The organism is Stenotrophomonas sp. CASM114 (genome assembly GCF_049384325.1).
In the GTDB taxonomy this organism is placed as follows: domain Bacteria; phylum Pseudomonadota; class Gammaproteobacteria; order Xanthomonadales; family Xanthomonadaceae; genus Stenotrophomonas; species Stenotrophomonas muris.
This window is the reverse complement of the sequence record NZ_JBMRGJ010000039.1, coordinates 1-17554: the sequence shown is the minus strand read 5'-3', so window position 1 is coordinate 17554 and position 17554 is coordinate 1. Positions and strand designations below refer to the sequence as shown.

Below are 17554 nucleotides of genomic sequence, written 5' to 3'. Positions count from 1 at the left end.
GCCCCAGACAGATCTCTGCGGCTGCCCCACCACGGGAAAATCAAGAGAAAAGGCAAAAGCAACAGCAAAAGCAACAGCAACGGCGGTTGGCTGGCGGGCTCAGCTTTGCGAGCGAAGCGACCCGCTTTTGCTCTTGTTTGTGATTTTCCGGGGTGGACGCCGCAGGAAACTGTCCAGGGCCGGGTGGGGAGGCGGGGCGGGGGTGTCCGCGGCATGGATGCCGCGGCCAAGCCCCCATGGATGGGTTTACGGCGTCCCCCGACCCGCCTACCCACCCGGCCAAGCCCCAGCATCACGTTGTAGCGCCACCACGGAGGGGCTCCGCCGTTCGCCGTCCCCGCCGAAGGCGCGCTTCTGCGCTGCAACATGCCCATGCGCCATCCTGCGCCATCATGGGCACCCCGCCCCCGCCAGGACCGTGCCATGCAGCAGTACCTGCTTCTGATCTACATCGAGCCTGCCCTGCTGCAGGCCCTGCCCATCGAAGAATTCAACGCGCTGATGCGCGACTGCCTGGCCCACGCCGACAAGCTGCAGGCCGAAGGCACGCTGCTGGCCGCGCAGAAGCTGCAGCCGGTCGACACCGCGCAGACCCTGCGCGTGCGTGATGGCAACAGCCGTGTTCTCGATGGCCCGTTCGCCGAAACCCGCGAACTGCTGGCCGGCTTCAACCTGATCGTCGCCCGCGACCGCGACGAAGCCATGCGCATCGCCCGCGACTTCCCGTGGGCGCGCTTCGGCAGCATTGAAGTGCGGCCGCTGGAAGACATGGACGCCGAGCGCGAACGCTGCGGCGCCCCGGCTGCGGCTATGGCAGCAGCCGTACCCTGATCTCGCGCGGGCCGACGCCTTCGTTGCCGCTGTAGTCGCGCACGCTGGCGCGCACGATGTACTCGCCCGGCGGCAGCGCCGCCGGCTGCCAGCGCCCGGTTTCCATCAGGCCGTCGCGCACGGTGTTGGTGGCCAGGTAGCGGAACCGGGTCACCGCGCTGCCGTGCACGGTGATACCACTGTCGGGGGCGTAGGCCACCCGCACCGCTTCCTTCTGCGGCGGCATGCGGTTGAACACGATGTTCCAGCGTGGCTGTTCATAGCCCTGCAGCGCTCGGCCATCGGCGTCGAGGATCTGGTAACCGACCTGGTACATGCCCAGGCGGCGGCGCGGCAGGTTGTTGTCGACCTGGTCCCAGGCCTCGACCACGATCTGCACGCCGCGGCCCTGGCGCGCCACCATCACCACGCCATCGCCGCCCGCCGCCATCGGCTGGTCGTTGTCATCCAGCAGGGCCACATCGGTGATGCGCGGCGCGAAGTGGTCGGCGTAGCCCTGGAAGCCCAGCGCCACCGCGTTGGTCTCGAAGCCGCCGGTACCCACCGCCAGGTGCACGTGCGCCTGGTTGTTGATGCTGCCCAGGCGGTCACCGACGTGGATGCGCATGCCGCGGCGCACGCGCATCCGCTCCAGCCTGCCCTGCTCGTCGTACAGCGCCTGCCAGCGCGCATCGTAGGGTTCGTCGCGCGGGGTGCGGCCGACCCGCATGTGGATGTACTTGAGGCGATCCACGACCAGGCCCTCGGCCTGCTCACCCAGGTTCCAGGCGGCCACCGGGCTGCTGATCTTGCCTTCGGCGATCGCCAGCACGGTCTGGCCCACATCACCGCGCACGTCGAAGCCGCCATGCAGGTGGTGGCGGCTCTCACCGGTGAAGTTGCCGCGCACCTCGCCCAGGGTGCCGACCACTTCGTGCCAGCCGTCCTGCGGTGCCAGCGGCCAACGGCCCCCGGTCTTCGGCAGCGCGGCATCGGCAGCCGGGCCGACCAGTGCCGGTGCCGGCAGGTCGCCCACCGGCAGCGGGCGCAGGCGATGCAGGCGGTAGCTGGCGGCGTCGGCCACCAGCACGCTGCCATCGGCATCCAGCGCCAATCCGCTGGGGCGGGCCAGGCGCGGCAGGCGGCCATTGCCGACCAGCGCGATCTGATGGCCCTGCGGCGTCACCTGCACGATGCGGCCATCGAGATCACCCACGTACAGCACGCCGTCATGGGTGGTGGCCAACGACAGCGGCCCATTGATCACGCCACCGGCGGCGACCACGGTGCTGACCGTACCATCGGCACCCACCCTGCGCACGGCGTTGTTGAACAGGTCGGCCACCAGCAACGCGCCCTGCGCGTCGAAGGCCAGCGCCACCGGCGTATCGAAGCGCGCAGCGGCGCCCACGCCATCGGCAAGGCCCGGCCGATCACCACCGGCCAGGGTGCGCACGCTGCCATCCGTACCGATCACCCGGATGCGATCGTTGAACGTATCGGCCACGTAAACCTGGCCCTGCGCATCCACGGCGATGCCCATCGGCGCATCGAAGCGGGCCTGCGCGGCAGGGCCGTCGGCGTGGCCCTGTTCGCCACCGGCCAGCGTGGTCACCTGGCCATCGGTGCTGATGCGGCGGATCGCATGGTTGCCGGTGTCGGCCACATACAGGTTGCCCTGCGCGTCGGCGGCAATGCCCGAAGGCGTGTTGAAACTGGCCTGCAGTGCAGGGCCATCGACACGTCCCTCGCCCTGCCCGGCCACCGTTTCAACGCGGCCATCGGGAAGGCGGCGACGGATCCGGTTGTTGTCGCCGGCATCGGTGAAATAGACGCTGCCATCGGCACTGCGCAGCAACGCGTACGGATCGGCGAAGCGTGCCTGCGCGGACGCGCCATCACGGTCACCCGGGTGGCCATCGCCGGCCAGCGGTTCGATCTGCGCGGTCCACGCCAACGGCGTTGGAACCGGACCCACCGGTTCAGCGAGCGTATGCAGCGGTGTCTCCCACCAGGTTGCGGCCAATGCCACTACCGTCGCCAACGCTACGCCTGCCGCCATCCATTGCCACCGTGCCATCGTGCTGCGCTGCCTGCCTGCTGTCTGAAGAGGCACCGACAATAGACGCTGCGCGGGCGATCCGCCACGGCCGATTGTGCGGCTGAACGCCAGAATTCGCTCCGTCGTGCTTGTCCTCGCTGGCTGCAGCAGGTTCAATGCGGTTCCCACGGATGGAGATTCTCCATGCCCCGCGTTCTCCCGCTCACCGCCCTGCTGCTGGCCGCATTGGCCAGTGCGCCCGCCTCCGCCTCGATCACGGTGGCCCCGCAGAAGCCATCGGCCACCGCCGATGCAATACACGCGGCGTACGCCACGCGCTGGGATGAAGCCATCCAGCAGGCGCGTGGCGGCAACACGCTGGGCGCGCTGATCAGCATGGAACGGCTGATGGAGGATCCCCTGCTGGACGACTTCGATGCCGAGCATCGTGGCCGCGCCTCGCAGGTCGCTGGCTGGACCGCACTGATGCAGAAGAAGCCGGCCCTGGCCCGCCGCTACCTGCAGCGGGCGCAGGAGGCCCTGCCGGAGGATGCACAGATCCTGCTTACCCAGGTGTCGGTGGAACTGTCGGACAACCAGCCGGCCGCAGCCACCACCTTCCTGGTGAAGGCACTACAGCATGCCGACGCGCCGCTGCCGGTCGATCACCATGCCATCAACTACCTGCAGTACCGCCTGCGTGACCAGCCGATGAAGCGCATGGACCTGCTGCAGGCGCTGTTTGACAACGGCTGGAAAAATGGCGGCCTGGAGCCCACCGGGCTGTGGCTGACGCTGGCCACGCTGCAGGCCGACAATGGCCGTGGCGACGGCATTCCAGCCACGCTGGCGCGCATCGACAGCCCGGCCGAGATCATCCGCCTGCGCAGCGACAAGCGCTTCGACCGTTACGTCGATCGCGGCGATGCGCGCTTCGATCCGGTGCAGGCGGCGCAGCGCCACCTCGATGAACTGCGTGTTTCCGGCCTGCTCGACCGCGCACTGGACGCGCGCATGGCCGAGTTCAGCACCACCCTGCTGATGCTGGACCGCAACGAGGAAGTGCTGTCGTTGACCGAGGGCATGGCCGGTGCCGCGAGCAACGGCGAATCACCTGCCGCCGCCGAAGCGGAATGGGTGGCTTGGCTGCTCAACAGCCGGCTCACCGCATTGCGCCGGCTGGGTCGCACCGATGAGGCACTGGCCACGGCGCAACAGGCCCAACGCATCGGCGCGCTCGGCCCGGATGGTGTCGAGCATCAGATGAATGTGGGCTTCGTCTTCAGTTCGCTGGGGCGCATGCAGGACGCCGCGCAGGCAGTGAATGACATGCCGGGCCTCGCCGGCTACGGCAAGGCCGCGCAGGCGCTGCTGCAGTTCGCCGCCGCCCGCGAGCGCGGTGATGCCAAGGCGCGCGACGCAGCACGCGCGGTGATCCTGGCCCAGCGCGAGGATGCCCGCCTGTTCCATCGCGAAATGCTGCTGGAGGAAGGCAACCTGGACGGTGCCGCCGCCGTGCTGATCGAACAGCTGCGCTCGCCCATCGAACGCGGGGAAACCCTGGCCAGCCTGCAGGACATGCGCACCTATCCGTCATTGCCGGGCGATGTGCGCATCGATGCCGCGTGGCGTGCACTGAAGCAGCGTGCCGACGTGCAGGCCGAGGTGGCACGCGTCGGCCGCATCGAGCGCTACGACCTGGTCAGCACCTCCACCTCGCGCTGAGCGGCTTTTGTGTAGAGCCGAGCCGATGCTCGGCTGCAATTGGCGCAGCCGAGCATCGGCTCGGCTCTACAACGCCACGTGCAGTCAGCACCGCCCGCTAGCGCGCCGGCACTTCGGTGCGGATGCCCATCGCTTCGCGGTAGCGTGCGTACAGCGCCATCACCTTGTCCACGTAGGCCAGGGTTTCGGCGTAGGGCGGCACGCCCTTGTAGCGGGTGACCGCACCGATGCCCGCGTTGTAGGCAGCCGCCGCCAACGGGCGGTCGCCGTTGTAGCGGCGCAGCAGCGCGCGCATGTAGCGCGCGCCACCCTCGATCGACTGCTGCGGCGAGAACGGATCGCTCACCCCGTATTCCTGCGCGGTTTCGGGCATCAGCTGCATCACGCCCTGTGCGCCCTTGCTGGATACCGCCAGCGCGTCGAAATTGCTTTCGGCGTGGGCGATGGCACGCAGCCAGGCATCATCGACGCCGGTGGCCCTGGACGCGGCCTTGAACTGCCTGGCGTGCTGCGCCAGCTGCGGCGTGCCGACCTTGCCCAGGCCCTCGTGCGCCGGCTCGCCTGGCGGCGTGGCCACGGTGAACTTCAGGAACACCCGTGAGCCGGGCAGGTTGCGCGTGGAGTAGACCAGCGCCCCGTCCTGTTCGCGCTCGTACAGCACGCCGCTGAACACGCCCATGTTGCCCCACAGGTTCGGGGTCTGGACGGCGTTGTCGTCGATCTCCTTCGGCGTGCACCGCGATCCCGGCTCCGGCGCGGTGGCCAGGCTGACGGTGTTGCCCTGCACGCAGCGGTAGACGGTGCGCGCGGCGGCCAGCCCGGGCCACAGGCTGGGCAGCAGCAACAGCGCGAGCAGGACGGGGCGAGGGGACATGGCGGCCGGATGATCCGGCCGTGCCCGCTAATGTTGGGTGAATGGGGGCCGGCAGGGCGGCGTCCTGCACCCGTGGTAGTGCCGGCCGCTGGCCGGCGACCTCCCGCGACCTGCCGGGGTCAGATCCCGTTGCTGAGCAACGGGATCTGACCCCACTTCGGATCACTTCGCGGTCCTCCGACGCACCCAATAGCCCACGCCCAGCAGCACGAACCACGCCGGGCTGGCGATCAGCGCCTGGCGGGTGTCGCCCTGCAGGCTCAGCAGCACCAGCACGGCGGCGAAGAACACCAGGCAGGCCCAGCACATCGCGACGCCGCCGGGCATCTTGAAGATCGATGCAGCATGGCGCTCCGGATAGCGACGGCGATAGGCCATGTAGGCCACCAGGATCAGCGACCAGACGAAGATGAACAGCACCGTCGCCAGTGTCGTCACCAGGGTGAAGGCGGTCACCAGGTTGGGAATCAGGTAGATCAGCAGCGTGCCGCCCAGCAGGCACAGGCACGAGAACAGCAGGCCACGGGCCGGCACTGCGGCGCGCGACAGTTTCGACAGCCCGCGCGGGGCGTGGCCCTCTTCGGCCAGGCCGTACAGCATGCGGCTGGTGGAGAAGATGCCGCTGTTGGCCGAGGACGTGGCCGAAGTCAGCACCACGAAGTTGATCAGGCTGGCGGCGGCGGGAATGCCGGCCAGCACGAACAGCTGCACGAACGGGCTCTTGTCCGGCACCACCTGGCGCCACGGGGTGACCGCCATGATCGCGATCAGCGCCAGCACGTAGAAGATGATGATGCGCACCGGGATCGAGTTGATCGCCTTGGGCAGGTTGCGCTCGGGGTCGGCGGTTTCGGCGGCGGTGGTGCCGACCAGCTCGATGCCGACGAAGGCGAACACCGCAATCTGGAAGCCGGCGAAGAAGCCGACCAGCCCCATCGGGAACATGCCACCGTCATTCCACAGGTTCGACAGCGACGCGGTGTGGCCGCTGGGTGAGGTGAAGCCCCACGCCACCAGCCCGGCGCCAGTGATGATCAGCGCGCAGATCGCCACGATCTTGATCAGCGCGAACCAGAATTCCATTTCGCCGAACAGCTTCACCGTCACCAGGTTCAATGCCAGCAGCAGCATCACGCAGGCCAGCGCCGGTTTCCAGGCTTCAAGCCCGGGGAACCAGAACTGCGCGTAGGCGGCAATGGCGATCACATCGGCGATGGCGGTGACGATCCAGCAGAACCAGTAGGTCCATCCACAGAAGAACCCGGCCCACGGGCCGAGCAGGTCGGTGGAGAAATCGATGAAGGATTTGTACTGCAGGTTGGACAGCAGCAGTTCGCCCATCGCGCGCATCACGAAGAACAGCATCGCGCCGATGATCAGGTAGACGAAGACGATGGAGGGGCCGGCCAGGCTGATGGTCTTGCCCGATCCCATGAACAGGCCGGTGCCGATGGCACCGCCGATGGCGATCAGTTGCAGGTGGCGGTTGGACAGGCTGCGGCGCAGGTGCTCGGGGGGCGTTGCGGGCTCGGTCATGGGCGCGGGCAAAAGGGGCGGGCGAAGCATTCGACGGTAGTCCTCCGCGGCGCCGAGCGCCAGCGCCAGACGGACCTATTGCGTCAAAGCGGGCCGCTTTCACCACAATGTGACCGAATACCGTATTGATCCCATTCCGCCCGGCCCGGCGCCATGCTCAGATAGCCGCACCTGCCCAAGGACCGGCCCGACCATGCGCCCTGCCCCGCCCGCCCCGCTGGAGCCCCGGCCATGAGCCGGCTGCGCGTCATCATCGGCGGCACCGCCCTGGCCCTGCTGGCCGCTGCGCTGCCGATCGCGGTCATGGCCTACGCCACCTGGGACCGCGCGATCAGCGTCGAACAGCAGCGCCTGCGCGACATCGCCGATCGCACCCTGCGCCGCTCCGACCTGTCCTACCAGGAAGCGCTGGCGGCACTGAAATCGGCCGAGGCCGGTGCCTACGCATCCTGCAGTCCCGAACACATCCGGCGCATGCAGACTCTGGTGATGACCACCCCATCGATCGACCAGATGGGCTACTTCGAAGGCGGCAAGCTGCGCTGCACCTCGTGGGGTCCGTTCCTGTCCGATGTGGATCAACCCACGCCGGACCACGTCACCAGCGACGGCGCAGGCATTGCAGTGGATGTGCGCCCGGAAATCAGCGGCCGCCGCCAGGTGCTGGCGGTCCTGTATGGGTCCTACGACGCACTGGTGGACCCGCGCCGCTTCGTCGATGTCATTGCCGACCCGAACGTGCGGCTGGCGCTGGCCAGCCCCGATGGACGCCTGCTGGCCAAACAGCCCGGCCTGGATCCGGACCTGCTGGAGGCACTGCTGCGCGACCCCGGCGAAGGCCTGGATCACGCCACGCTGTTCGCCACCGCGCGCAACGAGGAATGGCTGGCCATCGCCACCACGCCGCGCACCGCGCTGGCCGCCGCCTTCCGCCAGCAGGCATGGCTGTACGTGCCGGTCGGCCTGCTGCTGGCCGCCGCCGGGGCCGGCCTGGTGATCTGGCTGTCGCGGCGCCGCCTGTCGCTGCGCGGTGAGCTGGCCACCGCCATCCGCCGCCGCGAGCTGTACCTGCATTACCAGCCGATCATCGAACTGGACACCGGCATCTGCGTCGGCGCCGAGGCGCTGGTGCGCTGGCAACGCCCGGATGGCACCCAGGTGCGGCCGGACCTGTTCATTCCGCTGGCCGAAGAGGCCGGCATGATCGCCGACGTCACCGACCTGGTGATCGAGAACGTGGTGCGCGACATGCGCGAGCTGCTGGTGGCCGACCGCAGCGCGCACATCGCGATCAACCTCGCCGCCGAAGACATCAGCAGCGGCCGCGCCCTGAAGATGATTTCCCGGCACATGGCCGGCAGCGGCATCCTGCCGCAGCAGATCTGGATGGAGGCCACCGAACGTGGCTTCCTCGACCTGGACCGCGCGCGCACCATGCTCGCCGCCGCCCGCCGCGCCGGCCACAGCGTGGCGATCGACGATTTCGGCGTCGGCTTCTCCAGCCTGCAGTACCTGCAGCAGCTGCCACTGGATGCGCTGAAGATCGACAAGTCGTTCATCGATGCGATCGGCACCGAAAGCGCCACCAGCCCGGTCACGCCGCACATCATCGACATGGCCAAGGAGCTGGGCCTGTGGGTGGTGGCCGAGGGCGTGGAAACCGAAGCGCAGCTGGCCTACCTGCACAGCCGGCATGTGGAATTCGGCCAGGGCTGGCTGTTCTCGCGGCCGCTGCCGCGTGATGAGTTCGTCGCCTTCCACCACAAGCGGCAGCAGCAGTACGGCGCTGCACGCGAGCACATGCAGAACCCGCGCAGCGTGCCGATCGAGCGTGAAGGGATCGAGTAGGACGGCCAACGGCAGAGCCCCCCGTGGTGGGTCGCGTACAGCTATCCCGGCGTTGGCCGGGACGGTCTCTGACAGGTTCCGGCGGCGGTCCCACCACGGAATCAACAGAAGAAGCAAACGCGGGTCGCTGCGCTCGGTAGATCCACGCCATGCGAGGATGGCGCGGCCCACGGTAGTGCCGGCCGCTGGCCGGCACCGCATCATCGTTGAGCGCCGCCTACGCCCACGCCTTCGGCCGTGCCAGCAACCACGCGACGGTCACCGCCAGCAACAGCAGCGGCAACCATCCCAGCTGGCTCGGGCCGCTGGCCTGCAGCAGCACGCCGCCTGCCACGCCGCCGGCCGCAATGGCCAGGTTCCAGCCGGTCACCAGCATCGACTGCGCCAGGTCCGCAGCGGCCCCGGCGCGTCGTGCCAAGGCGGTCTGGAACAGGGTCGGCACCGCGCCGAACGCCACGCCCCACAGGATCGTCGCCAGCAGCAGCGCGCTGGCCACGCCGGGCCATGCCAGCAAGGCCAGCACCGGTACGATGAAGCCGATCACCGCCGCCCACACCAGCGCACGCAGGTGGCGATCCACGCCCCAACCAGCAATCCCGATGCCGGCAATCGCCGCCACGCCGAAGGCGAGCAGCAGCCGGTCCAGCCACGGGCCGGCACCCGCCTCCACCGCCAACGGTTCGATGTAGGTGTAGAGCACGTTGTGCGCCAGCACGTACAGCACCATCACCAGCAGCGCGCTGCGCACGCCCGGCATGCGCCAGACCTTGGCCAGCGACGCACGTTGACCGGCACCGGCCGCTGGCAGCGCCGGCAGTGCCCAGCGCGCGTACGCCAGCAGGCCCACGCCCAGCACGCTCATCAACGCGAACGCCCAGCGCCAGCCGACCTGCTGGCCCAGCAACGTACCGGCCGGCACGCCCAGTGACAGCGCCAACGGCGATCCCACCATCGCCACCGCGATCGCGCGCCCCTGCAGCGACGGCACCACCATGCGTGCGGCATAGCCAGCCACCAGTGACCACAGCAGGCCACCGCTCACGCCGGCCAGGAAACGCGCAGCAAGGATCAGCGCATAGCTGCTGCTCAGCGCCGTCAACGTGTTGACCACCACGAAGCCGGCGATGGCCGCCAGCAACAGCGGACGCCGCGGCAGGCGCTGGGTCAACGCTGTCATCGGCAGTGCCGCCATCACCGAGCCCAGCGCATACACGCTCACCAGCTGGCCCACCGCCGCATCACTCACGCCCAGGCTGTCGCCCATCGGTCGCAGCACGCCGGCCGGCAGGGTCTCGGTCAACAGGGTGATGAAGCCGCCGCCTGCCAGCGCCAGCAGGCCCGCCCACGGCAAGCGCGTGGCCTCACCGGCCGGGCTGGCCGCATCGATGGCGTGGCCGCTCATCGCGCAGCCTCCAGGTCTGCATAGACCGCATCGCGCAGGTCATCGACAAAGGCGCCATCCATGCCTTCGTACAGGGTGTTGGTCAGCGCCACCACGCTCAGCCCATGCGACGGGTCGACGAACCAGCTGTGCCCATAAGCGCCGCCCCAGCGCCAGGTGCCTTCGCGCTGCGGCGTGCCGCTGGCAGCGGCCTCGCGCAGTACTGCAAAGCCCAGCCCGAAGCCCCAGCCGGCCGGTTCCGGCGGCCCAAATTCGCCCACCTGCGGGCTGGCCATCTCTGCCGCCAGCGCGGGCGGCAGCAGGCCGGAGCGCTGCACGTCACGCAGCGCCTCCAGCACCGACATCACGTCATCGGCAGTACCCACCAGGCCGGCGCCGGCCGAAGCGAAACGGCGGGCATCGAGGGCACGCGCAAGGCTGTACTCGATGCCCACCGTTCCCTCGAACGGCGCGACCACCTCCCCTTCCTGCAGGCGATGCGGCTGGGGCGTGTCGCTCACGTACGGCGTGGCCAGCCGTGCGGCAGCGCGCGTGGCGAACGCGGTATCGCGCAGGCCCAGGGGGGCAGCCAGCAAACGCTTGAACAGCACCTGCAGCGTTTCACCGGTCGCCGCTTCGGCCACTGCACCGGCCACGTCCACGCCCAACGAGTACAGCCATTGGCTGCCCGGTTCGAACAGCAGCGGCGCCTGTGCGATACGGCGCACGTTCTCGGCCAGGGACACCGGGTTGGCGTCCATGCCATCGCTGACGCCGGCCCGGGCGTACGGTCCGTGCGCATCGGCTTCCAGGAAACGGTAGCCCAGCCCGCTGCTGTGGCTGAGCAACTGGCGCAGGCTGATCGGCGGCCTGCGGCCATCGGCCAGCGCCGGCCGGAAGTCCGGCAGCCAGCGCCGCACCGGCGCATCGAGGTCGAGCACGCCCTCGGCCACCAGGCGCAGGATCACCGTGCTCAACAGCGGCTTGCTGACCGATGCCAGCCGGAACAGCTGGTCGCGCTGCATCGGCAGGGCCGACTCGCGATCGGCCTGCCCGGTCGCGCTGGCATGGCGCAGCACGCCGTGCTCGCACACCAGCACCACCGCACCGACCAGGCGCGTCGGGTGGACCTGCTGCAGCAGCCGCTGCACCGAAGGCAGCATCGGTGCAGGTTCGAGGGAAAGAGCGGCATTCATCGCGGTGATCCGTGGGGAGAGGCCCGCCACGTTAGGCAGCACGGCGCGGCGCAAAAAGCCGGTTGCCGCTCCGGGCATCATGGACCGTGGAGTCCGCAATCGGCATGATGGCCGGAACTGCAAGGCCGCAACAGCAGGCGCCCCCACCCTGCACCACAGTGTTGCGGTGGCGGCGCCGCCCGCCGTGATCACGCCGCCCCTACCCTGCCGCTTTCATTGCCCCTACGCCGATGTCAGTCCTGGACAATCTCGCCAACCTGCAGACCTTCGTGCACGCCGCCGACACGCGCAGCTTCGTCGAGACCGGGCGCCTGCAGGGCATCTCCGCATCTGCCGCCGGCAAGTGCGTTGCCCGGCTGGAGCATGCACTGGGCGTGCGCCTGTTCCACCGCAGCACCCGCAGCATCACGCTCACCGCCGAGGGCCAGCTGTTCCTGGCGCGCTGCCGGCGCATCCTCGACGAGCGCGATGCCGCACGCACCGAGCTGGCACAACCGCACGCCACGCCCAGCGGCACGCTGCGCATCAGCCTGCCGCTGGTCGGCGATCTCACCCTGCCGTTGATGGCCGAGTTCATGGCGGCGTATCCGGACATCCGCCTCGACCTGGATTTCAGCGACCGCCTGGTCGATGTCATCGAGGAAGGCTTCGATGCGGTGCTGCGCGTCGGTGAACCCAGCGACTCGCGGATGAACGCACGCCGGCTGGGGGTGTTCCCGCGCCGTGTAATCGCCTCGCCGGGCTACCTGCAGCGCCGCGGGGTTCCGCGCACGCCGGCGGAACTGATGCAGCACACGCTGCTGCACTATCGCTTCCCCAGCACCGGCAAGCTGGAGCCGTGGCCGATCCACTGGCCCGATGACGAAGCACCGCAGGAACTTCCGGTGCACATGGTGGCCAACACCATCGAAGCGCGGGTGGCGCTGGCACTGCGTGATGTCGGCCTGGCCTTCGTGCCGGTGCACTCGGTGCGCGATGCGCTGGCCGACGGCCGCCTGGTCACCGTGCTGGAGGATCATGTGCACTCCTGCGGCACCTTCCACCTGCTGTGGCCTTCGGGCCGACACGTACTGCCGAAGCTGCGGGTGTTCATCGACTTCGTCGGCGCCCGCCTGGGTACCGTGCCGTAGATCCACGCCATGCGTGGTGCTTAAGGTCAGCCGAGCATGGCTCGGCTCTACCGCTGCACGCAGCCATTCAGCCAGTCCCGCTATACTGGCCCCTCATTCCTCCAAGAGGCTCGCGACCAATGCGCCATTGATGCCGCCGTCTTCCCATCAGACGGCCTGACTCTTCCCGCCCCTGCGCGCAGGGGAGAACCCGGCATCCATGGAGGTCGCATGACCCCGCATTCCCTCACGCTCGATCGCGTGTCGTATCGACTGGCCGACGGCCGCCCGCTGTTTTCCGATCTGACGTTTTCCTTCGATCCGGTCGCCACCGGCCTGGTCGGTGCCAATGGCGCTGGCAAGAGCGTGCTCGCACGCCTGCTCGCCGGCCGGGTGCAGCCAGAGAACGGGCAGGTACGCGGCAGCGGCCGCGTGTTCCTGTTGCCGACGCCCGGCTATCCACCCGCTGGCACGGTCGGTGAACTGGCCGGCGTTGGCGCTGAACTGGCCGCACTGCAACGCATCGAAGCCGGCAGCGTGGACGAGGCCGACTTCGCCTGCGTCGGCGACCGTTGGGACCTGCGCGAGCGCCTGCAGCAGCAATGGCAGGCGCTACGGCTGCCCGACGACCTCGATCCCGCCCAACCCGCCGCGCGCCTCAGCGGTGGCCAGGCCATGCAGGTGGCGCTGTCCGGCGCCTGGGCCAGCGGCGCTGATTGGCTGATCCTGGACGAACCCAGCAACCACCTCGATGCCCGCCATCGCCAGCAGTTGTACGAACGGTTGCAGCAGTGGCGCGGCGGCCTGCTGGTGATCAGCCATGATCGCGAACTGCTGGCGCACATGCAGCAGATCGTCGAGCTCGACGCGCGCGGGCTGCATCGCTATGGCGGGCCGTGGCAGCACTACGCCGACGCGCGTGCCGCCGAACGCGAAGCGGCCGCGGCACAGCTCGACCACGCCCGCGCCCAGCACCGGCAGCAGCAGCGCAGTGCGCGCGAACAGCACGAACGGCAACAGCAACGCCAGGCACGTGGCAATCGCGATGCAAAGCAGGCCAACCAGGCACCGATCCTGCTCGGCCGGCAGAAACAACGTGCAGAGGCCAGCCACGGCCGCGCACAGCAGGTACAGGCCGAGCGCCTGCAGGCCAGCGCAGACCAGCTGCGCGCTGCAGCCTCGGCGGTTCACGCCACACCGGAGCTGGCACTGTTTGCCGGCGAGGGGGAACGCGGCAGCGCACGCCTGCTGCAGGCGGAGTCGCTGGTGCTGCCGCATGGCTGCCGCGCGCCGTTGCAGCTGGACATCCGCCGCGGCCAGCGCATCGCCGTGGTTGGTGACAACGGCAGTGGCAAGTCCACGCTGTTGCGCGTGTTGGCCGGCCAGTTGCCTGCACGCAGTGGCAACGTACAACGGCATGCACCACTGGCGCTGCTCGACCAGCAGCTGCTGGGGCTCTCCGGCGAACGCAGCATTCTCGACACCGTGCAGGCTGCCAACCCGGCGGCCAATACCGGTGAACTGCGCACACGGCTGGCCCTGCTCGGGCTGGACGCGCAGCGCATCCAGCGTGCAGCCCATCACCTCAGCGATGGCGAACGGGTGAAAGGCGCGCTGGCCAGCGTGCTGTATGCCGACCCCGCACCGCAACTGTTGCTGCTGGACGAGCCCGGCAATGCGCTGGATCTGGGTGCCCTGCAGGCGCTGGAAGAACTTCTGGTGGCCTGGCCGGGCGCGTTGGTGATGGTCAGCCACGACCGGCATCTGCTGCAGGCGTTGCGGCCGACGCAGGTGTTGCAGGTGAGCGCCGAGGGTTGGCAGTGGCGTGACGCCTTGTAGATCCACGCCATGCGTGGATGGCGTATCGACCAGGGGTAGTGCCGGCCGCTGGCCGGCAACCCATCGATCCTCAGTGCACCGTCACCGCTTCCACGCCGGGAACGACTGCGGCAACTGATGCCACAGCAGCGGGCCCGCACGCAGCTCCTGGTCGTTGAGCAGGCAGGCATCCAGTTCCGCACGTACCGCACGCTCATCCATGTGCACGCCGATCACCACCAGCTCCTGGCGGCGATCCCCCCACAACGGGTGCCACAGGCGTTGCATCGCCGAATGCGCGGCCGCATCCGGGAAGTCTTCCGGCCCGGGCAACGGTGCGCTCCAGCAGTCGGCCTGCTGCCGCGCCCAGCCCAGGTCGCTGTAGGGCAGCGGCGTGGGCGGCAGCAACGGCGGCGTGTCCTCCAGCCCTGCGCGTACGCGATCGCGCGCGGCATACCAGAACCCTGCGGCCTGCGTGCGTGTCGCAGCGCCGACGCTGCTCAACTCACCCACCCAGTCCATGCGGTTGGCCAGCCAGAACCAGCCCTTGCTGCGGATCACGCCGGGCATGCCCGACTGCAACGCGCGGGCGAAACGCGCGGGATGGAACGGTCGCCGCGAGCGGTAGACGAAACTGGCGATGCCGTACTCCTCGGTTTCCGGCGTGTGCTCGCCACGCAGCTCCTTTACCCAGCCCGGCGCACGTTGCGCACGCTCGAAGTCGAAGCGACCGGTGTCCAGCAGCTCGGCCAGCGGCACGTCACCGAAGCTGGACAGCAGCAGTTTCGCGTCGCGGTTCAGGCCACGCAGCACGGCCAGCGTGTCCTGCAGCACTTCGTCATCGGTCTGATCGACCTTGCTGACCACGATCACGTCGGCGAACTCGACCTGTTCGCACAGCAGGTCGACCACGCCGCGATCGTCATCCGGCCCAGCCTGCTGGCCACGCTCGGCCAGGCGCAGCGTCGAGCCGAAGTCGGCGAGGAACGCGCTGCCATCCACCACCGTCACCATCGTGTCCAGGCGCGCGATGTCACTCAGGCTGAAGCCCTGCTCGTCGCGTACCGCGAAGGTGGCCGCCACCGGCATCGGCTCACCGATGCCCGTCGACTCGATCAGCAGATAGTCATAGCGCCCCGCATCGGCCAGGCGCCGCACTTCCTGCAGCAGGTCATCGCGCAGCGTGCAGCAGATGCAGCCATTGCTGAACTCCACCAGCGTCTCTTCGGTGCGGCGCAGTTCGGCGCCGCCCTCGCGTACCAGCTGCGCATCGATGTTGACCTCGCTCATGTCGTTGACGATGACCGCCACACGCAAGCCCTCGCGGTTGCGCAGGATCTGGTTGAGCAGGGTGGTCTTGCCGGCCCCGAGGAAGCCGGACAGCACGGTGACCGGAAGGCGACGGTCGGCGCGGGAAACAGTGTTCATGTCGGAGCGGGTTGGCTGCGGAACGGAAATGTTACTGTATAACAATTGCTGCGCAAGGAACCTCCCCCCATGAAGTCGCCTTCTGCCGCCCTGCTTGATGCCAGCGCGGTCGCCCTGTCCAGCCTGTGCCTGCTGCACTGCCTGGCGCTGCCCCTGCTTGCCGCCGCGCTGCCGCTGTTCGGCACGTGGGCCGAAGCGGAATGGGTGCATCTGCTGTTCGTGGCCATCGCCTTGCCGCTGACCGGCTACGCGCTGTGGCGGGCAGAACGCCGTCACCCGCTGCCCGTGCTGGCCTGGGCCACCGCCGGCGCCGGGCTCGGCCTGCTGCTGGCCGGCGCGTTGGCGCTGCCCTCGCACGACTGGGAAACACCGATGACGGTCACCGGCAGCCTGCTGCTGGCCGCCACGCATATCTGGAACGCGCGGCACTACCCGGTCATTTGCCGTAGCGGCGCAGCAGCTCGACCAGCACCTCGGCCTCGGCCGCCCGCTGCTGCGGGTCTTCGGCGCCTACCACGTGTTCCTGCAGGTGCTCGTGCAGCAGCTCCATCAGCAGGCTGTGGGCGGCACCGCGCACGGCGGCAACCTGCACCAGCACGTCCGCACAGTCGCCGGCCTCACCCTCCGGCCTGTCCAGCGCCTGCTCCAACGCCGCCACCTGGCCGCCGATGCGGCGCACCCGGGTCAGCAACTGCTTTCGATGCTTGTGTACATGAGCCATGCCGGGATCATATACCCTATAGGGGTATCCACTCCACCGCTGGCCCCCATGCACCTGGACGCCCTTGCCGCCGCCCGTCGCCACGAACACCGCTTCGACGACGGCAACCCGCTGGCCGAACGCAATACCCGCCGCGCCCTGTGGCTCACCGTCAGCATGATGGTCGTGGAGATCGTCGGCGGCTGGTGGTTCAACTCCATGGCCGTGCTCGCCGACGGCTGGCACATGAGTTCGCATGCGCTGGCGCTGGGCCTCTCGGTGTTTGCGTACCGCTGCGCACGCCGCTACGCGCACGACCCGCGCTTCGCCTTCGGCACCTGGAAGATCGAGATCCTGGCCGGCTATACCAGCGCCATCGCCCTGCTCGGCGTGGCCGCGCTGATGGCCGTGCAATCGCTGGAGCGGCTGTGGGTACCAGCACCGATCCACTACAACGAAGCCATCGCCATCGCGGCGGTCGGGCTGGGCGTGAACCTGCTGTGTGCCTGGTGGCTGCACGACAGCCCGGGCCACGCGCATCATCACCACGGCCATGACCACGGGCATGGCCACGAACACCACGACCACGGCCATGCGCACGGTCACGACCTCAACCTGCGCTCGGCCTACGTGCACGTGCTGGCCGACGCCGCCACCTCGGTGCTGGCCATCGTCGCCCTGCTCGGCGGCAAGCTGCTCGGCCTGACCTGGCTGGACCCGGTGATGGGCCTGGTCGGCGCCGTGCTGGTCACGGTGTGGGCGGTCGGCCTGCTGCGCGACAGCGGCCGCATCCTGCTCGACGCGCAGATGGACGCGCCGGTGGTGGCCGAAGTACGCGAGGTGATCGAACAGGGTCCGTGGCCGGCACGCCTGGCCGACCTGCACGTCTGGCAGGTCGGTCGCGGCAAGTACGCGGTCAGCGCCAGCGTGGTCACCAGTGACGCCACGCTGGATGCCGATACCGTGCGCAACGCGCTGGCCATCCACGAAGAACTGGTGCATGTAACGGTGGAGATCCACCGCAGCGAGTGATCCACGCCAGGTAGTGCCGGCCGCTGGCCGGCAACCCCATGAACACTGCACGCCAC

At 69.0% G+C, this 17554-nt stretch carries 13 protein-coding genes and 1 pseudogene; 7 read left to right on the top strand and 7 right to left on the bottom strand.

Annotated features, from left to right (window positions below):
- Nucleotides 1-423 precede the first annotated feature (423 nt).
- On the top strand, nucleotides 424-831 hold the full coding sequence (locus VG566_RS20305; protein WP_012479004.1) for a YciI family protein: 408 nt from the start codon (nucleotides 424-426) through the stop codon (nucleotides 829-831).
- Here the strand turns inward: VG566_RS20305 and VG566_RS20300 are convergent.
- Nucleotides 809-2890, bottom strand: a complete 2082-nt coding sequence (locus VG566_RS20300) for an NHL repeat-containing protein (RefSeq protein WP_241884935.1) — start codon at nucleotides 2888-2890, stop codon at nucleotides 809-811. The two genes, VG566_RS20305 and VG566_RS20300, sit on opposite strands and share 23 nt — an antisense overlap.
- Nucleotides 2891-3055: 165 nt before the next feature.
- Between VG566_RS20300 and VG566_RS20295 the strand changes: the two genes are divergently transcribed.
- A complete protein-coding gene (locus VG566_RS20295) occupies nucleotides 3056-4576 on the top strand; it encodes a hypothetical protein (RefSeq protein ID WP_241884936.1) in 1521 nt (506 codons plus the stop codon).
- 97 nt (nucleotides 4577-4673) lie between these two features.
- Here VG566_RS20295 and VG566_RS20290 read toward each other — a convergent pair whose 3' ends face one another.
- Together VG566_RS20290 and cycA are read right to left on the bottom strand one after the other, a co-directional pair.
- Nucleotides 4674-5450 (bottom strand): lytic transglycosylase domain-containing protein, encoded by a 777-nt coding sequence (locus tag VG566_RS20290; protein WP_049406906.1) that lies wholly within the window; start codon nucleotides 5448-5450, stop codon nucleotides 4674-4676.
- Nucleotides 5451-5612: 162 nt separating this feature from the next.
- Nucleotides 5613-6986, bottom strand: a complete 1374-nt coding sequence (cycA, locus tag VG566_RS20285; RefSeq protein WP_032962245.1) for a D-serine/D-alanine/glycine transporter — start codon at nucleotides 6984-6986, stop codon at nucleotides 5613-5615.
- Nucleotides 6987-7217: 231 nt separating this feature from the next.
- Between cycA and VG566_RS20280 the strand changes: the two genes are divergently transcribed.
- Nucleotides 7218-8834: an EAL domain-containing protein gene (locus VG566_RS20280; protein ID WP_134965972.1), complete on the top strand. Its 1617-nt coding sequence runs from the start codon at nucleotides 7218-7220 to the stop codon at nucleotides 8832-8834.
- Nucleotides 8835-9051: 217 nt separating this feature from the next.
- Here the strand turns inward: VG566_RS20280 and VG566_RS20275 are convergent, their stop codons facing one another.
- Together VG566_RS20275 and VG566_RS20270 are read right to left on the bottom strand one after the other, a co-directional pair.
- The gene (locus VG566_RS20275; RefSeq protein WP_075076830.1) at nucleotides 9052-10236 is read right to left on the bottom strand and encodes an MFS transporter; all 1185 of its coding nucleotides are present in this window, start codon (nucleotides 10234-10236) and stop codon (nucleotides 9052-9054) included.
- Entirely contained in the window at nucleotides 10233-11411 is a 1179-nt protein-coding gene (locus VG566_RS20270; protein WP_164111017.1) for a serine hydrolase domain-containing protein, read from the bottom strand. Before VG566_RS20270 ends, VG566_RS20275 begins: the two co-directional genes overlap by 4 nt.
- A gap of 230 nt (nucleotides 11412-11641) precedes the next feature.
- Here VG566_RS20270 and VG566_RS20265 point away from each other — a divergent pair, with 230 nt between their 5' ends.
- Complete coding sequence (locus VG566_RS20265; protein WP_014645763.1) at nucleotides 11642-12541, top strand: LysR family transcriptional regulator; 900 nt, start codon at nucleotides 11642-11644, stop codon at nucleotides 12539-12541.
- Nucleotides 12542-12751: 210 nt separating this feature from the next.
- The gene (locus VG566_RS20260) at nucleotides 12752-14359 is read left to right on the top strand and encodes an ATP-binding cassette domain-containing protein (protein WP_164167604.1); all 1608 of its coding nucleotides are present in this window, start codon (nucleotides 12752-12754) and stop codon (nucleotides 14357-14359) included.
- A gap of 81 nt (nucleotides 14360-14440) precedes the next feature.
- Here VG566_RS20260 and VG566_RS20255 read toward each other — a convergent pair whose 3' ends face one another.
- Nucleotides 14441-15766 carry a GTP-binding protein gene (locus VG566_RS20255; protein WP_164167606.1) on the bottom strand — a complete coding sequence of 442 codons (1326 nt, stop codon included), beginning with the start codon at nucleotides 15764-15766 and terminating at the stop codon, nucleotides 14441-14443.
- A gap of 69 nt (nucleotides 15767-15835) precedes the next feature.
- On the opposite strand from VG566_RS20255, the pseudogene VG566_RS20250 reads away from it, so the two are divergent.
- Nucleotides 15836-16195, top strand: a pseudogene (locus VG566_RS20250) (MerC domain-containing protein); the annotation flags it as partial.
- Between the two features lie 7 nt (nucleotides 16196-16202).
- Here VG566_RS20250 and VG566_RS20245 read toward each other — a convergent pair.
- Entirely contained in the window at nucleotides 16203-16487 is a 285-nt protein-coding gene (locus VG566_RS20245) for a metal-sensing transcriptional repressor (RefSeq protein ID WP_021204443.1), read from the bottom strand.
- Between the two features lie 48 nt (nucleotides 16488-16535).
- On the opposite strand from VG566_RS20245, the gene dmeF reads away from it, so the two are divergent.
- Entirely contained in the window at nucleotides 16536-17498 is a 963-nt protein-coding gene (gene dmeF, locus VG566_RS20240; RefSeq protein WP_046428557.1) for a CDF family Co(II)/Ni(II) efflux transporter DmeF, read from the top strand.
- The last annotated feature ends 56 nt before the right edge of the window (nucleotides 17499-17554 follow it).

Excerpts from the sequence above, each read along its gene's own strand:
- VG566_RS20280 (WP_134965972.1), top strand. The coding sequence starts at position 7,218 with ATGAGCCGGCTGCGCGTCATCATCGGCGGCACCGCCCTGGCCCTGCTG.
- VG566_RS20270 (WP_164111017.1), bottom strand. The coding sequence starts at position 11,411 with ATGAATGCCGCTCTTTCCCTCGAACCTGCACCGATGCTGCCTTCGGTG.
- VG566_RS20290 (WP_049406906.1), bottom strand. The coding sequence starts at position 5,450 with ATGTCCCCTCGCCCCGTCCTGCTCGCGCTGTTGCTGCTGCCCAGCCTG.
- VG566_RS20260 (WP_164167604.1), top strand. The coding sequence starts at position 12,752 with ATGACCCCGCATTCCCTCACGCTCGATCGCGTGTCGTATCGACTGGCC.
- VG566_RS20265 (WP_014645763.1), top strand. The coding sequence starts at position 11,642 with ATGTCAGTCCTGGACAATCTCGCCAACCTGCAGACCTTCGTGCACGCC.
- VG566_RS20300 (WP_241884935.1), bottom strand. The coding sequence starts at position 2,890 with ATGGCACGGTGGCAATGGATGGCGGCAGGCGTAGCGTTGGCGACGGTA.
- VG566_RS20295 (WP_241884936.1), top strand. The coding sequence starts at position 3,056 with ATGCCCCGCGTTCTCCCGCTCACCGCCCTGCTGCTGGCCGCATTGGCC.
- VG566_RS20305 (WP_012479004.1), top strand. The coding sequence starts at position 424 with ATGCAGCAGTACCTGCTTCTGATCTACATCGAGCCTGCCCTGCTGCAG.
- cycA (WP_032962245.1), bottom strand. The coding sequence starts at position 6,986 with ATGACCGAGCCCGCAACGCCCCCCGAGCACCTGCGCCGCAGCCTGTCC.
- VG566_RS20275 (WP_075076830.1), bottom strand. The coding sequence starts at position 10,236 with ATGAGCGGCCACGCCATCGATGCGGCCAGCCCGGCCGGTGAGGCCACG.
- dmeF (WP_046428557.1), top strand. The coding sequence starts at position 16,536 with ATGCACCTGGACGCCCTTGCCGCCGCCCGTCGCCACGAACACCGCTTC.
- VG566_RS20245 (WP_021204443.1), bottom strand. The coding sequence starts at position 16,487 with ATGGCTCATGTACACAAGCATCGAAAGCAGTTGCTGACCCGGGTGCGC.
- VG566_RS20255 (WP_164167606.1), bottom strand. The coding sequence starts at position 15,766 with ATGAACACTGTTTCCCGCGCCGACCGTCGCCTTCCGGTCACCGTGCTG.